We start from the raw sequence: 17252 nt of genomic DNA, 5'->3' as shown, positions 1-17252 counted from the left end.
GGTGGGCGAAATAATGTCCATCATCACCCCATGTCCCGTTCCCGCCCCACGTCTTCCCCGCCACCAGCCCGGCCCGGCGCCGACCATGCGCTTGGCCGGTTGCAGGCGCGTCTGGACGCGGCCCGCGCGCCTGATGGCAAGACCCGCAATATCCGCACGACACACAGGGCCGGCCGTGCCTTCACCTGTGCTGCCGAACAGTGTGTGATGGATCTCATGACCCATGACCGCGCGGGCCTGATCGAACACAGCGCCGATGTGCTGAGCCACCTGCTGGAAATCTGGGCCGCCGATGGCATCAACCCCGAGGACGTGTGGACCGAACTTGACCGCCGCACCCGCATGGGCAACCTGCTGCTGGCGCTGAACATGGGCGAACGTACATCCGTCTCCACCGCCGCGCGCAGGCGGCCATGGAAAATCCGCACCACCAAGCTGCCCTGACAGGCCGCCCGGCCCCCATGCATGGGTCCGAAATCGAAACGGACCATTTTTGGCCTATGCGTTGCCGCACGCCAGTGGCATAAGCTGGCCGCAGGCGGAACAGCAGGAAATGTCGCGATAGATGGACCAGGTCCATGCCTGTTACCTGCCGGCGGGTACCCCCCCGGTCCGGCACGCATGAACTGGATTGATGCAACAGGCATCGCCATTGTCGCCCTGTCGGCTGTGGTTGGTGCGGTTCGCGGCTTTTCACGCGAAGTACTGGGCCTTGCCGCCTGGGTCATGGCCATCATCATGGCCGTGGCGTGGTATGGCGCCCTCATGCCCTATGCCACGCAATGGATCAGCAACCACACGCTGGCAGCCCTTGCATCCTTTGCCGTGCTGTTCCTTGTGCTCCTTGTCATTTTTACCACGACTGCCCATCTGTCAGGTCAGGCGGTACAGGGGTCCATCCTGGCCGGGATCGACCGTATGCTGGGCCTGATCTTCGGACTGGCGCGCGGGTATGTCTGCCTGGTACTGCTGTACACGGGCATCACCGCCCTCATCCCCGCAGCCGAATGGCCCGATGTCATGCGATCGAGCCGTATCGTCCCGCTTGTCGGCGACAGCGTGACGTATCTGAACGCCTATACGCCCGATAACTTTCACGCGCACCTTGCGCAACCCGCCGGGACGCGGCATGACGCGCCCATCTGAACCTTCTGTCGGTACCCCCCCGCACCCGTCCGTCAAGGAAAGATTGCTGACCATGTCCCGCACCTCCTTCCATGCTGTTTCCGGCAATCCGACAACACAGCATGAACGCGATGATATCGCCGCCCAGTGGCGGCATGATGATGACAAGCCGCATGAGGAATGCGGGGTTTTTGGCGTATGGAACACCAAGGACGCGTCCGCCCTGACAGCACTTGGCCTGCACGCGCTGCAGCATCGCGGGCAGGAAGCCAGCGGCATCGTGTCCTTTGATGGCGAACGCTTCCACACCCACAAGGGACTTGGGCTGGTTGGCGAGGTGTTTGGCGATGCCCGCGTCATGGCCACCCTGCCGGGTAACTGCGCGGTGGGTCACAACCGTTACGCCACCACGGGGGCGACACTGATCCGCAACGTGCAGCCGCTGTTTGCCGATTTTGAATTCGGTGGCCTGGCGGTGGCCCATAACGGCAACCTGACCAATGCCGAAACCCTGCGCAAGGCGCTGGTGCGGCGGGGCTGCATCTTCCAGTCCACGACCGATAGCGAGGTATTCATCCACCTGATCGCCATCTCGCTGTATTCCAACGTGGTGGACCGGCTGATCGATGCGCTCAAGCAGGTGCTGGGGGCGTATTCCCTGATCGTGCTGTCGCGCAATGAACTGATTGGCGTGCGCGACCCGCTGGGCGTGCGTCCGCTCATTCTTGGCCGCCTGCGGGAAGAAGACGGTTCGGAAGGCAAATGGGTTCTGGCCAGCGAGACCTGTGCGCTGGACATTGTCGGGGCGGAGTTCGTGCGCGACGTGGAACCGGGCGAGATCGTGATCATCAACGATGATGGCATCCGTTCCCTCAAGCCGTTCGACAGCAAGCAGTCGCGCTTCTGCGTGTTTGAATACATCTATTTCGCCCGGCCCGATTCCGTCATGGACGGCAAGGCCGTGTATGACACCCGCAAGCAGATCGGCGTGGAACTGGCGCGTGAAAGCGCGGTGGAGGCCGACGTGATCGTGCCGGTGCCCGATTCCGGCGTGCCCTCGGCCATGGGATTCGCTGCCGAAAGCGGCATTCCGTTCGAACTGGGCATCATCCGCAACCATTACGTGGGCCGCACCTTCATCGAACCGACCGACCAGATCCGCAATCTGGGCGTGAAGATGAAGCATTCCACCAACCGTCCCGTGCTGGATGGCAAGCGCGTGGTACTGGTGGATGATTCCATCGTGCGTGGCACCACATCGCGCAAGATCGTGGACATGGTGCGCGCAGCGGGTGCGAAGGAGGTGCACATGCGCATTTCCTCCCCGCCGACCACGCATTCCTGCTTCTACGGCATCGACACGCCCGAGCGCAGCCAGCTTCTTGCCGCCCAGCACAATCTGGAGGAAATGGCCAAGCTGATCGGGGTGGACAGCCTTGCCTTCATCTCGTTCGACGGGCTGTACCGCGCGCTGGGCTACAAGGACCGCAAGAGTGCGGCCAACCGCTACTGCGATGCCTGCTTTACCGGCGATTACCCGATCGAACTGGTGGATTACGAAGCCGAACACCACCCCGAACCCGCGTGACGGATCCGCTGACCGATCTGGCCGGGCGGGTCGCGCTGGTCACCGGCGCCAGCCGGGGTATCGGGCGCGCAGTTGCCGTGGCGCTGGCACAGGCTGGCGCGCACTGCATCCTGACCGCACGCACGCAGGGTGGGCTTGAGCAGACGGACGACCTGATCCGCCAGCATACGGGGCACAATGCCACCCTGCTGCCGCTGGACCTGCTGGATGGTGAAAAGCTGGATACGCTTGGCCCTTCCATCGCCACACAATTCGGCAGGCTGGACTGCGTGGTCCATTGCGCGGGGGAACTGGGTGTCCTGTCCCCGCTGTCACACATGCAGCCCAGCGACTGGGAACGAGGCATGCAGGCCGGCCCCCTGACCACATGGCGGCTGATCCGCACGCTGGCCCCCCTGCTGGAACGCAGCCCGGCCGGGCGTGCCGTTTTCATGACCGACCAGCATGGCCAGACGCCCGCACCCTTCTGGGGACTGGTAGCCGCCACCCGCGCGGCACAGGACGCCATCATCAGGACATGGGTGCGTGAACTGCCACAGGGCAGTCCGCTGCGCATCAATCTGTTTGAACCCGGCATGGTCGCGACCCGGCTGCGCCGGCTGGCCATGCCCGCACTGGACATGGACAGCCTGACCCCGCCCGAGACGGTAGCGCCCCGGATCGTCAGCCTGTGCCTGCCCGGTCCCCAGCCACAGGGGACTTATGTACGCTTCGGAATGGAAACAGAAAATAATTGTTCAAAAACAACCTGTTAATAAAATAAAAGTTTTCAGATTCCACCTTTTTTCAAAAAAGCGGAAGTTCTTTGAAGCTTTTTGAAAAAAGCTTCACCAAAAACTTTTGTATGATTTTCCGGGAAAAGGAAACCGTATGAGCAGGGCGACACCCGCCACGGCGGCGCTGGAAAAGGCAGACGTTCCATTCAGCGTCATTGAATATGAGTACGATACCAATGCCGGACAGACGGGCAACCATGCTGCCGCATCCATCGGGGAAGATCCCGCACGGGTGTTCAAGACCCTGATGGTAATGGTGGACGGTCGTCCTGCCTGTGTCGTGGTGCCCGTGGCAGCAACATTGAGCATGAAGAAGGTCGCGGCAGCCTTTGGCGGAAAATCAGCTGAAATGATGCCACCGCCGGATGCCGAACGCAGCACGGGCTTCCGCGTGGGCGGGATCAGCCCGTTCGGGCAGCGCAAGCGGGTACGGACCGCCCTGGCGCAGGAAGCGCTGGCACAACCCTATGTTGTCATCAACGGGGGGAAACGGGGCTATCTGGTCCGACTGGCGGCCACAGACGCCGTATCGGCAACCGGGGCAGTCACAGCCGATCTGCTGGCCTGAAAATCATCAAGAAGTTTTTTGGGGAAGCTTTTTCAATAGCTTCAAAAAGAATGCCGCCTTTTTGAAAAAAGGCGGCACCCGAAAACTTTTACTGCTTTCTCAATAATCGCCCGGCGATCATTCGCCGCCGTTATCAGCGGGCTGGAACGGCATGACCGGGTATTTGCCGCTCTTGGCAATTTCTTCGGGATCTTCGGTCGCGGCGGGGAGGTACACCGACGGCAGCGCCTGATTCAGATAGGTCACGACCTGATCGCTGATATCAAGGCTGTTGTCATGCAGGGCTGCGGTACCAGCCTGCAGCACCATGGTCATGCCGCGGGCTGAGGCAATGGCGCTGACGATCTGCTGCATTTCGCGCTGCACCTGATTCAGGGCAACCTGCGCGTCTTCTTCCAGAATCCGGTTCCGGTTACCGAATTTGGTGCGATCGGCGTTCACGCGCTTCTGCAGTTCCTGCTGCTGTTCGGGCGTGGGGGCCTTGCCTGCCTTGATGATGGACTGGCGCAGGGCCTGAAGCTGTCCATCCTCGGCCCGGACGTCACGCACCAGTGCTTCGCGCCGGGTGCCCAGTTCGGTCTGCAGCTTCTGCACGGCAGTGGACTGCGCCATGATCTGCTGGGTGTTGAAAATGCCGATGACAGGGGCCACAGGCTTCGTGCCCGGGGGCAGCGGCTTGAATTCCGGCACGGGCGGCATGGGCAGTATGGGGGCCTGCTGCTGGCCGCCACCGGCATCCTGCGCCATGGCAAGGACAGGGGTCAGGGCAAGTGCCGCCCCACAAACCGCGCCACATAGCCGCGCGTATCCGGTCCGGGCCATAATGCTGCTGCGCATACCTGTCATTATCCGATCCATTATTGTTCCGCTATCGTGGTTTCTGCGTAGCGGATCGTATGGCGAATGAACATACCCGCACAGCCCAAAAAACGCATTTTCCCCTAAATGCACCCCGCATCACAGCGTTACAGCCGCCAGATCAGCGGGGTATGCGACAGGAAAATCAGGCACAGCCCCCCAAGGAACAGGACACGGAACCCGCGATTGGCCCCTTTTTCCAGAAGTTCGTCACGGGTGATGATCTGCATGAAGGAATCGGATATGCCGCCGCGCGCCTCTTCCGGCAGGGCGGCCAGCCTGCCACGCCATTCGTTGCGGTGCCGCGCCTGCTCGGTATGGGAAATGTTGGCGCGGCGATAGAGGCTGTCCACGTATTCGTCCAGATCCTCGATCCGGAACATGACCCCGCTCTTGTTGCGCATGGCGGCGTGCGGCCCCGCATTCACCAGACGCAGGCTGCGCAGCCGCAGCAGCGTGATGCCCACATACTCCGCAGCCTCGCGCACCGACAGCATGCGCTTGAGGGGGAACATGTGAACTGTCGCCTGCGGATCGCCTACGCTATCGGATGATGGGGGAAGGCTCATGATGTCCCAAAGGGTCAACCATCCATCCGGACCAAGTCAATCGGAATATGGCCCCTGCCTGCCCGCCCGCGACATATGACCCATGCAGCGTGTCATGAGCCGGGTGCTAGCGGCAGACCCGTCGGCTGCCATCGGCGGCGATATAGGTGCCGGTCTGCGCATCGAAACACGCGTTGGCGGCACAACTGCTGGTGGTGGGGGTGATGTCGGGGTGCACGGTGGCGCCGATGCTGTTCGCCTCCCGTGCGGCATGGCCACATAGCGGCGTATCCGCAGGGGCCGAAGGGTCATTGGTCAGGATGGTGCCCTGTGGCGGCGCGCCTTCTTCCCCCGTCAGTCCGGGGGCGAAATCCTGTGGCGGGATGCGCCCCGGCGTTGTGGCCTGCCCCACGGCGGGACGGGGGGCGGACCGGTGCGCCGCGTGCCCCGCGCATCCCGCCAGCAGCAGGGCGGCGCCCATGGCGCAGAATCGTGTCGTTATCGTCATGTTTCGTGCCCGTATGTGCATTACAGATCCAGATGCCCCTGCTGCCTGTCCTCCGCCCCGATGGGACGGGCGGCGACCTGGCCATCGGCAAAGGTCAGAGTCACCTGTTTCGCCCGGCGCGCCTGCGCCGCATGCGCCAGCGGTTTGCCCGCGCTGTCGGTCACCAGCACATAGCCGCGTTCCAGCACGGCCTGCGGGGAAAGGGAAGCCAGTTGTCCCGCCGCCCCGGCAAGGCGGCTGGCGCTGGCGCGCAACTGCGCCACCAGCATGGCGGGCGGCACGCGCAGCCCCCGCAATGTGGAAACGCGGCGGTGCAGGTATCCGGCCATCGCCTGCTGGCACGCGGCATCAACCCGCGCAAGGTCGGCGCGGCGCAGGGCAAGAACCATCTGCGGCGCGGGCAGCCGGTCGGACGCATTGCGCAGGCGGCTGCGCAGCTGTTCCATGCGTGTCGGCAGCGCCAGATCCAGCCGGTAAGCCCGGTCATCCAGTCGCCGCCGGGCGTTTTCCACCACGGCGGGCAGATCCGGCAGCCCCGCCGCCGCCCGGTCCAGACGCGCGCGCGCCAGTTGCAGCGTGCGTCCAAGTCCACCGCGCAGGCGCGCGTCACGCTGCGCCAGGTCCGCCTCCAGTTCGGCACGCACCGGCACCGCCATTTCGGCTGCCGCCGTGGGCGTGGGCGCGCGACGGTCAGACACGAAATCAACCAGGGTCGTATCCGTTTCATGCCCGACGGCGGAAATGACCGGAATGCGGCACGCCGCCACCGCGCGCAGCACCGCTTCGTCATTGAAGGCCATGAGGTCTTCCAGCGCCCCACCCCCACGCGCGACGATCAGCACATCAGGGCGTGGCACCCTGCCGCCACCCGTAATCGCGTCAAAACCCGCAATGGCATGGGCGATCTGTTCGGCGGCACCCTCTCCCTGCACCGCCACCGGCCAGACCAGAACGGGATGGGGAAAGCGGCGGGCAATGGTGGTGCGGATATCATGCAGCACCGCACCCTGTGGTGACGTGACCACCCCGATCACGCGCGGCAGGAAGGGCAGTGGCCGCTTGCGGTCCGCATCGAACAGGCCTTCCGCCGCAAGGCGCAGGCGCAGGCGTTCGATCCGGGCCAGCAGCGCGCCCTCGCCCGCGTATTCCAGCCGGTCGATCACCATCTGGTAGGAAGAGCGTTCGCCATAGGCGGAAATCCGGCCCGTGGCGATGACCTCCACCCCGTTTTCCGGCTTCAGCCCCAGCCGGGGCACGGTGCCCCGCCAGACGACGGAGGATAGCTTGCCCCCTTCGTCCTTGAGCGCAAAATACAGGTGCCCGGACCGTGCACGCATGAATTCCGTGATTTCACCACGCACGCGAATGCGGCCGAACGTGCCTTCAAGCACACGGCGGATGGCCCCTGAGATCTCGGCGACCGAAAATTCAGGGGTATTGCCGCCCATGGCGCGGCCGGAGTCGGGAAACTGTTCATCCATCCGCGCAAGGTATGATAGAGACGGCCACCCCGAAAGGGCAGAGATGAAAAACGGGAGAAACGAGTGATGCGGGTGCTGCTGGTTGGATCAGGCGGACGGGAACATGCCATGGCCGCTGCCATTGCGCGGTCGCCATTGCTTGATGCCCTGTTCATTGCGCCGGGCAACCCCGGCACGGCAGTGCTGGGCACGAACTGTCCCGTCCGCGCCGATGACGTGCCGGGCCTGATCGCGCTGGCGCAGCGTGAACGCATCGACCTGATCGTGCCCGGCCCCGAAGCGCCGCTGGTGGCGGGCATTGCCGATGCCTGCGCCAAAGCGGGCATCGCCTGCGCCGGTCCCACGCAGGCTGCCGCCGCACTGGAAGGCAGCAAGACCTTTACCAAGGAAGTCTGTGATGCGGCGGGCATCCCCACCGCACGGTGGGAACGCTTTGACGCGGCCGCCCCTGCGCTGGATTACGTGCGCCGCCATGGTGCGCCGGTCGTGGTGAAGGCCGATGGTCTTGCGGCAGGCAAGGGCGTGGTCGTGGCGCAGAGCGTGGCCGAAGCCGAACAGGCGATTACCGACATGATGACCGACGGCACGCTGGGACAGGCGGGCCACAGCGTTGTGATCGAGGACTGCCTGATGGGCGACGAGGTCTCCCTGTTCGCCTTCTGCGCGGGGGAAACCGCCGTACTGATCGGTGCGGCACAGGACCACAAGCGCATTGGCGATGGTGACACCGGCCCCAATACCGGCGGCATGGGCGCGGTTTCCCCCCCCACCGGGTTTGACCACGCGCAGCAGGAAGCGGCGCTGGACCTGCTGGTGCGCCCCATGCTGCGTGAAATGGCGCGTCGCGGTACGCCGTTCACCGGCATCATTTTCGCGGGCCTCATGCTGACCCCGACCGGCCCACAGCTGATCGAATACAATGTCCGCCTTGGCGACCCGGAAGCGCAGGCCCTGCTGATCCGTCTGGAAAGCGACCTGCTGGCCGCCCTTGCCGCCGTGGCGAAGGGCCAGCTGGAACACACCGATATCCGCTTTTCCAGCCAGTCCTCGATAAGCGTGGTCGTGGCCGCGCGTGGCTATCCCGGCAAGCCGGTGACGGGCGGCGTGATCCGTCATATTGCGGCGGCCGAGGCCATGCCGGGCGTGCATGTGTTCCAGGCGGGCACGAAACGGGATGCGACGGGCGAACTGGTGGCGGCAGGTGGTCGCGTTCTGGCGGTCTGCGCCACGGGGGACACGCTGCGGCAGGCGCGTGACCGGGCGTATGAGGCCGTAAAGGCCATTGACTGGCCCGATGGCATTTACCGCCATGACATCGGCCTGCGCGCGCTCAACGCACAGGGCTGACCGTACGACCCTGCCGCACCATTTCCCCTGCATCCGCATGGATGTCGGGGGCGTTGCGGTAGAACCATGTTACGTTGCATAGACGTAACAGATGACTCCCGCCTGAAAAGCCGCTGCCATGTCCCCCCGATCCACCCCTGTCCTGACCGAAGGCGAAGGCCTGCATGGCGCGGCCCGCGTCCGCGCTGTGACGGCGGTGGCGCTGTCGGTGCTGCTGGCGCTGCTGGATTACGCCATCGCCAACGTCGCACTGCCCACCATTGCGCAGGATATTCATGTCTCGCCCGCATCAGCGGTGTGGATCGTCAATTCCTACCAGCTGGCCAGCGTGGTCTCGCTCCTGCCCATGGCGGCACTGGGGTCACGCATCGGCTTTGCGCGGCTGTGCCAGATCGGGCTGGCGCTGCTGACGGTGGCGTCACTGTTCTGCGCGCTGTCGCATTCGCTGCTCATGCTGGCACTGGCGCGCGCGGTACAGGGCGTGGGTGGTGCGTGCATCATGAGTGTCAGCATCGCGCTGATCCGCTTCATCTATCCCCATGCCATCCTTGGTCGCGGCATTGCACTGAATGGCGTGATGGTGGCGCTGGGCGTAGGCGGGGGGCCGACGGTGGCCTCCATCATCCTGACGGTCGCCACATGGCCATGGCTGTTCCTGATCAACATTCCGCTGGGGCTGACGGCCCTTGTGCTGGCACTGGTTTCCCTGCCGCGCACGCCCATCAGCGCGGGCACGTTTGACGGGATCAGTGCCCTGCTGAACGTGCTGGCCTTTGGCGCGCTGATCATGGCGGGGGATTCGGTGGCGCACCATGCCGGCATGCCACAGGTCATCGTGCTGCTGTTGACCGGGATTGTCGCGGGCTGGCTGCTGGTGCGCCGCCAGCGTGGGCGCGCACATCCCATGTTTCCGGTGGACATGTTGCGTATTTCCGCCTTCCGCATGGGCACGCTGGTGGGATTCGTAGCCTTTGTGTCCTCCAACCTGTTCATGATCTCGTTTCCGTTCACGCTGCAGTCCATGTTCCATTACCCGCCATCCATCGTAGGGCTACTCATGACACCGTGGCCGGTCGGCATCATGGCCGTCGCCCCCGTCATAAGCAGGCTGACGGACCGGGTACCGGCCGCCATCCTGTCATCAGTCGGGCTGTTCATGACTTCGATGGGGTTCCTGACGCTCTATTTCCTGCCGCCCCATCCGCAATGGTACGACATTGCGTGGCGCATCACGATCGCGGGCATGGGCTTTGGTGTTTTCCAGCCCCCCAACAACCGCATCATGATGATTACCGCGCCACCGGGGCGTTCGGGCAGCGCATCGGGCATGGTGCAGATCGCGCGCCAGTGCGGACAGGCCACCGGGGCCATGTGCGTGGCCATGGCCTTTGGCCTGATCGCGCATGACGCGGAACGTAGCTGCCTGGGCTTCGGGTCGGCTGTCGCCTTCATCGGCATGCTGTGCAGCGCCAGCCGGCTGGTCAGCCGCCGGGCGGCATTGCCAACAATTTCAAAATAAAGGAAATTTCCAGGTATTGCGGTTTTTCAAAAAAGTGGCGTCCCTTGAAGCTTCTTGAAAAAAGCTTCACCAAAAACGTTTTCACACAGGGTCAGGGGGCGGCGCGTTCGTCCATCCTGTCCACCACGCTTTCGACATCCGGCGCGCTTTTTCCCACAATCATGTTCAGCAGCACGCCCGACAGGATACACAGCAGCACGCCATTGCCCAGTAGCAGTCGCGCCAGCCCGTTCAGGTGGGTAAAAAGATCCGGGCACGCCATGGGCAGAACACCCAGACCGATGGACACGGCGGCAATCAGGCCATTGCGCGTGCCCTCGAAACGGACATGCAGCAGTTCACGTATGCCACCAATGGTGGTCATGCCGAACATGACCAGACCACATCCCCCCAGCACCGGCGGCGGCAGGGCCGCAATCAGCGCACCCAGCTTGGGAAACAGTCCCAGCCCGATCATGACCACGCCAGCGGCAGCCACGACGAAGCGGCTGCGGATATCGGTTATGGCGATCAGCCCGGTATTCTGCGTAAAGGCGTTGTAGGGAAAGCTGTTGAACGTCCCGCCCAGCATGGTGGACAGGCCATCGGCCCGCAACGCGCCCGCAATGGTGGCGTCAGTCACCGGCACATCGACCACGCGGCCAATGGCCAGGCAGTTTCCGGTGGTTTCGGCCACGATGATGACCATGCTCAGCAGCATGATGACCACCGGCATGGCATGGAATTCAGGCAGGCCGAATGCAAAGGGCATGCTGACGGCAAACCACGGGGCATCGGCCACCATGCCATAATGCCCCATGCCGCACAGGGCCGCGAGGATACTGCCCGCGATCAGCCCCACCAGAACGCTGATATTGGCCACGAACCCCTTGCCCCATGCCTGCACCCCCACGGTGATGAGGATGGTGACAAACGCCAGGCCCAGGTTGGCAATACTGCCGAAACCGGGCGCACCGGGCGTGCCACCGCCAATCCACCGCCCTGCCACCGGCACCAGCGTCAGGCCGATGATGGTAATCAGGCACCCGATCACCACGGGTGGGAAAAACCGCATGAGCCGCGCCATGACTGGCGCCAGCACCACCATCGCCAGCCCCGCGCCAATGACCGCGCCAAAGACAGAGCGTACCCCGTATATCTGGCCGATCAGCAGCATGGACGCCAGCATGGCGAAGGATGACCCCTGCACAATGGGCAGGCGGGAGCCGAACCTGCCGATCCCGATGCTCTGTATGATCGTGGCGATGCCCGATGTCATCAGCCCGCAATTGATCAGCAGGACAGTCTGTGCCGGTGACAGATGCATGGCCGCGGCAAAGACCAATGGCACGGCGACCGTACCGGCGTACATGACCAGCGCATGCTGCAGGCCAAAGGCAAACAGCATGCCTGCGGGCAGCATTTCATCAACGGGGTGTACCGGGCCTGTTTTCACAATCCATTTCCCATACTGACTGCCCCCGCGTTGTCGCCACGGCGGGACAGCATTGACACAAAGAACCCCGCCTTTTGGAAAAAAGGCGGGGTTTGCCGTGTGTGATGACGATCAGAAGGAAGTGGAAATCGTGCCGGTCATGGTGAAGCGCGGCTCGACCATGAAGGAGTTGCCGTCTGCTGCACGACCCGTGGGGCTGGATGCACCATAGAACACCGGGTAGCTGCCACTCTGGCTGCCGGCATGATAGATGGCCCCCATGGCCCCTGTCCGCACGATGGAGCCGGTCAGGTTGGTAAAGTTCAGCTTGAAAGAAGGCGACTTGGCATACATGAACGGCTTGAAGTGATACCCCAGCGACAGGGTATCGGTCACGTAGCCGGGCATGCGCTCACTGTTGTCCAGCGCGACAGACTGCGGACCCGTGTAGTGCACGGCAGCATTGGCAAAGAAACCCTTGTATTTATAGGTCAGGCCAAAGTTTGCCATCACATGCGGCGCCATGATGGCCTGCTGGCCTTTTGCCGCAATCGTCTTGCCGTAGCTGGCATCAAACGGGTTGGAGTCCACCACATTGGAATCCTGCGTTGCGTGCAGGTATTCAAACGAAGCGTAGGGGCTGAACCCGTGGAACGGGCGGCTGGCGATCATGACGTCAAAGCCACGCATGGTCTGGTTGCCACCCTCGATCGGCATGTACTGGTTGGCGCCCAGATAGGTGCTGAGAATACGGTTCGTCACATTGTAGTTGAACAGTGACAGGTCAAGCATCACGTATTTGTCGTGATAGCGATAACCCAGCTCTTCCTTGATGGAATACTGGTTTTTCAGCATGGGTGAACCCGTCGTGGGTGACAGCCAGCCCAGATCCGTAGCACTCGGCTGACGGTAATCACCTTCGGCATTCACATAGATCTGGTGATGATCGTTGAAGGTGTAGCTGATGGAAAGCTGCGGCAGGGGTTCGGTCGTATTGGCGCCGTTATGGCCCGTTTGGTGCCCATTCTGGCCATAAACCCACTTGCGCGCATCGGAATTGGCTGCCCAGCCCTTGTTCCATGCATCAGACATGACGAATTTAAAGCCCGCATGGATCTGCAGCTTGTCGTTAAAGTACTTCGCGGTATCCTGAATGAACAGCGAATGCAGTTCATAACCGGCATCAACACCGGTAATACCGTACCCATTGGCGGCCGTACCCTGATATTGCTGCCAGTTGGGGCTAGGTGCTGCCCCGTTCGCCATGGTGTACCCGGTGGGATAATTCTGGATGGTCTGGTTGTTTTCATACCAGTACCCAAACGAAAGATGGTTGTGCCGATCGATGTCGTAACTCACCTTGGCGACCGCACCGACCTGCCGGGCTTCGTTTTCCAGGAAATAGCTGGTGTAGTTGCGGTTTTCGGACGCACTCCAGTTCTGGCCGTACAGGGTATTGTTCCCCGGTGAGGCATCCCACCCCTGACCGAAGCTGAAATAAGGCTGCAGGTCGAAGGCGAATTTCGCAGGCAGCACGACATGGATCGGCGCCGTCAGGAAGATCTGGTTCCAGTGGTCGTTGTTGTTTTTCCAGTAGTTATCGCTGGTCGGGTCGGAATTACGGCCGTAACCGGTGCCCGTGTGCTTGTAGTTATAGAACGCCGTGCTGTCGGGATAGGCGTCGATGGTGAAGTCCTCGGAGTTCCATGACACAAACAGCTTGGCATTGGATCCGTTGGCCCAGTCCTTCTGCAGCCCGAAATCAATATGCTTGCGCTGGTTGATGCCGGATCCCATCCACGAACGTGAATGCGTGTTGGAGAACGAGAAGTAGCTACGGATACCGGTCCTGCCGATGTCACCCGATTCAAGACGGATGAACTCACGCGACATGTTGTTCGTCCCGTAGGAGAAATCGGTCATGCCACCGAATTTGTGCGATGCCGTGTGAGAACGTTCGTTCATCACACCGCCTGCAGCGGACATGGCGGGCAGGTCCGTGGCGGAACTGCCGGGCGTGACCTCCACGCTTTCCAGGTTTTCGGAATCGATGTCTTCGTTAAGGTACTTCGCCGCTGCTGCTGGTGCGCCATCCAGCATAAGCCCCATGTCCAGATCAGTCAGACCACGGGTCTGGATCTGGCCGCCTTCCATGCCCGACGGGTCAGGTGTGGTCACGTTCATGCTGGGCAGGTTCTTGACCAGATCCAGTGCGGTGCTGGTCGGGCTGCGCATTTCGATGAACTGCTTGCCAATGGTCTGGACCGCATGCGGCGCCGTTTCCAGCCGCATCATGCCGCCGCCGCCGTCACGCGCCTGACGGGACGAGGCGACACGGATCATTTCCGGCCCCTGATGGTCCACGATACCTGCGGGCTGTGCCGGGGCGGCAGCCTTCGGTTGTGCCGCCGCAACATGTCGGGGCGTGACATGGCGGTGCTGCTGCGCCGGTGTGGTGGTGGGCGTGGCCGTCTGTGCCCACGCATCCGACCCCGTGGCGATACAGACGGTCCCCACCAGGCAGGACATGGCACGCAGCCGTGTCTTCAGCCCCGGCATCCGCAGACCGGCAAGTCCGGCGCGCGCTCCCGTGACCCGTACCTGACGTTTTACTGCGCTATAGATATCCCGGCCCGTCTTCATGTATTCCCCCGCAAATATATGTGGTGTCCGCGCTCACGGACACAGCCATACGGTTTCCAGTGGCAGCCATCCCCGTCTGCCTTCCTGTCCACAGCCCCGTCCCGTCCGGTCATGTGAAGTAATTACGGAAACTGAACATTCCGCCTGTCTGTTGACTTATGAAATACACATGCGCAGGCAAAGTTTAAAAAATGCAACACGCTGTTTATCTATCTGACCATAGCCCGTCGACCCCGACGGGTATCAGCACGTATCCCGCACAAATACAACGATTTTTGCATTTTTTCTGTTTTGGGGAACAGGTGCCGGGCGGCACGGAATACGCTGAACAATGTGGCCTGTGTGTCTTTGATACCACAGGGTAAATCACCAGAATGCCTTAAAAAACAGCATTTCTTGCGGCTGGAACCGGGCATAAAAAAACGGCCCCTCCCGAAGGAGGGGCCGTTGCGCTGATTGTTATACAGTAATCAGGAACTGACTGGCTTACTGCGCATCCATGAACTGATCGCTGCCCATGATACCCAGCTTGCTCACACCCAGGCGCTGCGCATCCGCCAGCACCTTCGCCACGACCTTGTAACTGGCCAGGCGATCGGGATGGATGTGCATTTCCGGCTGGACCGGCTGGGCTGCCGCGTCCTTGAAACGGGCCTGAAGGTCCGCGTCACCGGCAACGGGTTCGCCATTCCACGTGATGGTGTTGTCAAAATCGATCGCCACCGTGTCCACAACCGGATCCGGAGCGGTGGAAGGCGGGGGATTGCCCTGCGGCAGATCGATCGAGACCGAATGCGTCTGGAGCGGAATGGTGATGATCAGCATGATCAACAGCACCAGCATGACGTCAATCAGGGGCGTGGTATTGATATCGACAATACCTTCGTCCTCGGTCGTGCTGTCTGAGCCGATATTCATGCCCATGGTCTACTCTCCCGAAATTGGCCGGGACACACAGGCCCCGGCCGGGAATGGATATCAGCCGTGCGGCTGCTCGGTAATGAAGTCGATGTGGATGATACCCGCCTGCTGACAGGCTGCAATCACCTTGCCCACACCTTCATATTTCGCCGCCTGGTCACCACGGATCTGGATCTGTGGCTGCGGGTTTTCCGCCGCCACGTGTTCCAGATGGGATTCCAGGTCGGCATAACTGGTAAGCGGCGTTTCGTTCCAGTATGCCTGCCCCTGCGGGGTCACCGCGATGACGATGTTGTTCATCATCGTCCGGGTGGGCTGGTTAGCATCCATGGGGAGGCTAACCTTGATGGTATGTGTCGCGACGGGGATGGTGATCAGGAAGATGATCAGCAGCACCAGCATGACATCGACAAGCGGTGTGGTGTTGATGGCGGACACCACCTCGTCTTCATCGCTGCCACCTCCAACTTGCATACCCATGATCAGGCCACCCGGTTATCGATAGTCGTCGTGGTCGGGGAGTTGTCCGGATGAATGGTGATGTCCGCACCATGGCGATAACCACCCATCAGGATCGACTGCACGTCAGCGGCGAAGTTGCGGATCTTGTCCATTGCACCCTTGTTGCGGCGGACCAGCAGGTTGTAGCCCAGAACCGCAGGCACGGCGGTGCCCAGGCCGATGGCGGTCATGATCAGCGATTCACCAACCGGACCGGCAACCTTGTCGATCGAGGCCTGTCCCGCGATGCCGATGGCCGTCAGCGCGTGATAGATACCCCAGACGGTCCCGAACAGACCCACGAACGGGGAGGTCGAACCCACGGTGCCGAGGAAGGCAAGGCCGCCCTGCAGCTTGGTCTGGATCACGTCAACCGAACGCTGGATGGACATGGTGGTCCAGGAATGCAGGTCGATGGATTCCTGCATCGTGCCTTCGTGGTGTTCGGCGGCCTTGACGCCGGTATCGGCGATATAGCGGAACGGGGAGTTCGCGGGCAGGGCGGCAGCACCGTCCTTGATGGAACCCTTGGTCCAGAAATCGCTCATCACCTGCTTGGCGGCGTTCATGACACGCGCCTGCTCAAAGAACTTGGTGATCATGATGTACCATGTGCCAAGCGACATGAAGACCATGATCAGCAGGACGCCACGGGCGATGAAGTCACCATTGGCCCAAAGCGCGCCAAGGCCGTACGGGTTACCCTCGGGCGCCTTGGGGGCGTCGGCCGGCGGGGATTCAGCAGCGGGAGCAGGCGCAGGCGCCGGTGCCGGTGCCGGTGCCGGGGCGGCTGCCTGCGGGGCCGGGGCGTCCGCGCCGGGTGCCGGGGTGGCGGCAGCGCCGCTGCCATCGGTTGCAGGGGCGGAAACCGCCGGTGCCGTGGCCGCATCGCTAGCGGCCGGGGCGGCATCCTGGGCCAGCGCGGCAAGCGGGGAAGCCGCGCACAGCATGGCAGCGAAAGCAGCCGAGGCAACAAGAGTGTGTTTACGATGCAGTCTGATCATTTAACCAAAATCCTCTGGAGCAGGATGTTTTTTCCGAGGCGGCGGGGTGCTGCCGGCCCCCGCCGTGCCTGACCTAACATTCAGGCTCAGTCATTCAGACTGAACGTGATCGTATAGAGATGGTGGAACTCCTTGACGGGCACACCATTTTTGACAGCCGGCGCATAACGCGAGCGGCGGACTGCCTTCAGCGCGGCGTCAGCGAATGCCTGACCGCCCTTTACATTGACCACCTGGCAATTGCTGGTGACACCGCTGGGTTCCACGTCACATGCCACGGACACAACGCCTTCTCGACCTTCTTCCGACATTTCTTCCGGATATTCCGGAACGACATGGTTCAGCGGCGACGTGCCGGCCATGTGATCGGGTACCGGCGGGGCGTTGGACACGGGCGCATCAGCCGGCGGGGTCGCCTTTGCGGGCGGCATCGCCTTCGGCGGCTTCGTGT

Annotated in this window: 17 protein-coding genes; 7 read left to right on the top strand and 10 right to left on the bottom strand. The window is 62.3% G+C overall.

Annotated elements, in window-relative coordinates; all coding sequences use genetic code 11:
- Window positions 1–30 precede the first annotated feature (30 nt).
- The 5 genes from F1542_RS12235 to ybaK all read left to right on the top strand — a co-directional run bounded on the left by F1542_RS12235 (window position 31) and on the right by ybaK (window position 4057).
- On the top strand, window positions 31–444 hold the full coding sequence (locus F1542_RS12235; protein ID WP_193733285.1) for a phosphoribosyl-ATP pyrophosphatase: 414 nt from the start codon (window positions 31–33) through the stop codon (window positions 442–444).
- 177 nt (window positions 445–621) lie between these two features.
- Window positions 622–1146 carry a CvpA family protein gene (locus F1542_RS12230; protein ID WP_193733284.1) on the top strand — a complete coding sequence of 175 codons (525 nt, stop codon included), beginning with the start codon at window positions 622–624 and terminating at the stop codon, window positions 1144–1146.
- A 52-nt stretch (window positions 1147–1198) separates the two neighbouring features.
- The gene (gene purF / locus F1542_RS12225; RefSeq protein ID WP_193733283.1) at window positions 1199–2713 is read left to right on the top strand and encodes an amidophosphoribosyltransferase; all 1515 of its coding nucleotides are present in this window, start codon (window positions 1199–1201) and stop codon (window positions 2711–2713) included.
- Window positions 2710–3468 (top strand): SDR family NAD(P)-dependent oxidoreductase, encoded by a 759-nt coding sequence (locus F1542_RS12220; protein ID WP_193733282.1) that lies wholly within the window; start codon window positions 2710–2712, stop codon window positions 3466–3468. The genes purF and F1542_RS12220 overlap by 4 nt, the downstream gene beginning before the upstream one ends.
- A 115-nt stretch (window positions 3469–3583) precedes the next feature.
- Window positions 3584–4057 carry a Cys-tRNA(Pro) deacylase gene (ybaK, locus tag F1542_RS12215; protein WP_193733281.1) on the top strand — a complete coding sequence of 158 codons (474 nt, stop codon included), beginning with the start codon at window positions 3584–3586 and terminating at the stop codon, window positions 4055–4057.
- A gap of 117 nt (window positions 4058–4174) precedes the next feature.
- Here ybaK and F1542_RS12210 read toward each other — a convergent pair whose 3' ends face one another.
- The 4 genes from F1542_RS12210 to xseA form a co-directional block, all read right to left on the bottom strand.
- On the bottom strand, window positions 4175–4894 hold the full coding sequence (locus F1542_RS12210) for an OmpH family outer membrane protein (RefSeq protein WP_193733314.1): 720 nt from the start codon (window positions 4892–4894) through the stop codon (window positions 4175–4177).
- 128 nt (window positions 4895–5022) lie between these two features.
- Window positions 5023–5430 carry a DNA-binding protein gene (locus tag F1542_RS12205; RefSeq protein WP_193733313.1) on the bottom strand — a complete coding sequence of 136 codons (408 nt, stop codon included), beginning with the start codon at window positions 5428–5430 and terminating at the stop codon, window positions 5023–5025.
- Window positions 5431–5590: 160 nt separating this feature from the next.
- The gene (locus F1542_RS12200; RefSeq protein ID WP_193733312.1) at window positions 5591–5944 is read right to left on the bottom strand and encodes a BA14K family protein; all 354 of its coding nucleotides are present in this window, start codon (window positions 5942–5944) and stop codon (window positions 5591–5593) included.
- Between the two features lie 47 nt (window positions 5945–5991).
- Window positions 5992–7452, bottom strand: coding sequence for an exodeoxyribonuclease VII large subunit (gene xseA, locus F1542_RS12195; RefSeq protein ID WP_193733280.1), 1461 nt, complete (start codon window positions 7450–7452; stop codon window positions 5992–5994).
- A gap of 66 nt (window positions 7453–7518) precedes the next feature.
- Between xseA and purD the strand changes: the two genes are divergently transcribed.
- The gene (gene purD / locus F1542_RS12190; protein WP_193733311.1) at window positions 7519–8799 is read left to right on the top strand and encodes a phosphoribosylamine--glycine ligase; all 1281 of its coding nucleotides are present in this window, start codon (window positions 7519–7521) and stop codon (window positions 8797–8799) included.
- Window positions 8800–8917: 118 nt separating this feature from the next.
- Window positions 8918–10318 (top strand): MFS transporter, encoded by a 1401-nt coding sequence (locus tag F1542_RS12185; protein ID WP_193733279.1) that lies wholly within the window; start codon window positions 8918–8920, stop codon window positions 10316–10318.
- Window positions 10319–10409: 91 nt separating this feature from the next.
- Here F1542_RS12185 and F1542_RS12180 read toward each other — a convergent pair whose 3' ends face one another.
- From F1542_RS12180 to F1542_RS12155, 6 genes are all read right to left on the bottom strand, one after another.
- The gene (locus F1542_RS12180) at window positions 10410–11753 is read right to left on the bottom strand and encodes a nucleobase:cation symporter-2 family protein (RefSeq protein WP_346011925.1); all 1344 of its coding nucleotides are present in this window, start codon (window positions 11751–11753) and stop codon (window positions 10410–10412) included.
- A gap of 111 nt (window positions 11754–11864) precedes the next feature.
- Window positions 11865–14291, bottom strand: coding sequence for a TonB-dependent receptor (locus F1542_RS12175; RefSeq protein ID WP_227672705.1), 2427 nt, complete (start codon window positions 14289–14291; stop codon window positions 11865–11867).
- 570 nt (window positions 14292–14861) lie between these two features.
- Window positions 14862–15299 carry a biopolymer transporter ExbD gene (locus F1542_RS12170; RefSeq protein WP_193733277.1) on the bottom strand — a complete coding sequence of 146 codons (438 nt, stop codon included), beginning with the start codon at window positions 15297–15299 and terminating at the stop codon, window positions 14862–14864.
- A 54-nt stretch (window positions 15300–15353) separates the two neighbouring features.
- Window positions 15354–15776 carry a biopolymer transporter ExbD gene (locus F1542_RS12165; RefSeq protein WP_010508229.1) on the bottom strand — a complete coding sequence of 141 codons (423 nt, stop codon included), beginning with the start codon at window positions 15774–15776 and terminating at the stop codon, window positions 15354–15356.
- Between the two features lie 2 nt (window positions 15777–15778).
- Entirely contained in the window at window positions 15779–16801 is a 1023-nt protein-coding gene (locus F1542_RS12160) for a MotA/TolQ/ExbB proton channel family protein (protein WP_193733276.1), read from the bottom strand.
- An 86-nt stretch (window positions 16802–16887) separates the two neighbouring features.
- On the bottom strand, window positions 16888–17252 hold a 365-nt coding region (locus tag F1542_RS12155; RefSeq protein ID WP_193733275.1), incomplete at its 5' end, for an energy transducer TonB.

The organism is Komagataeibacter sp. FXV3 (assembly GCF_015155755.1).
Taxonomy (GTDB): Bacteria; Pseudomonadota; Alphaproteobacteria; order Acetobacterales; family Acetobacteraceae; genus Komagataeibacter.
The sequence above is the reverse complement of the archived record's forward strand: the minus strand, read 5'-3'. Positions and strand labels throughout refer to the sequence as shown.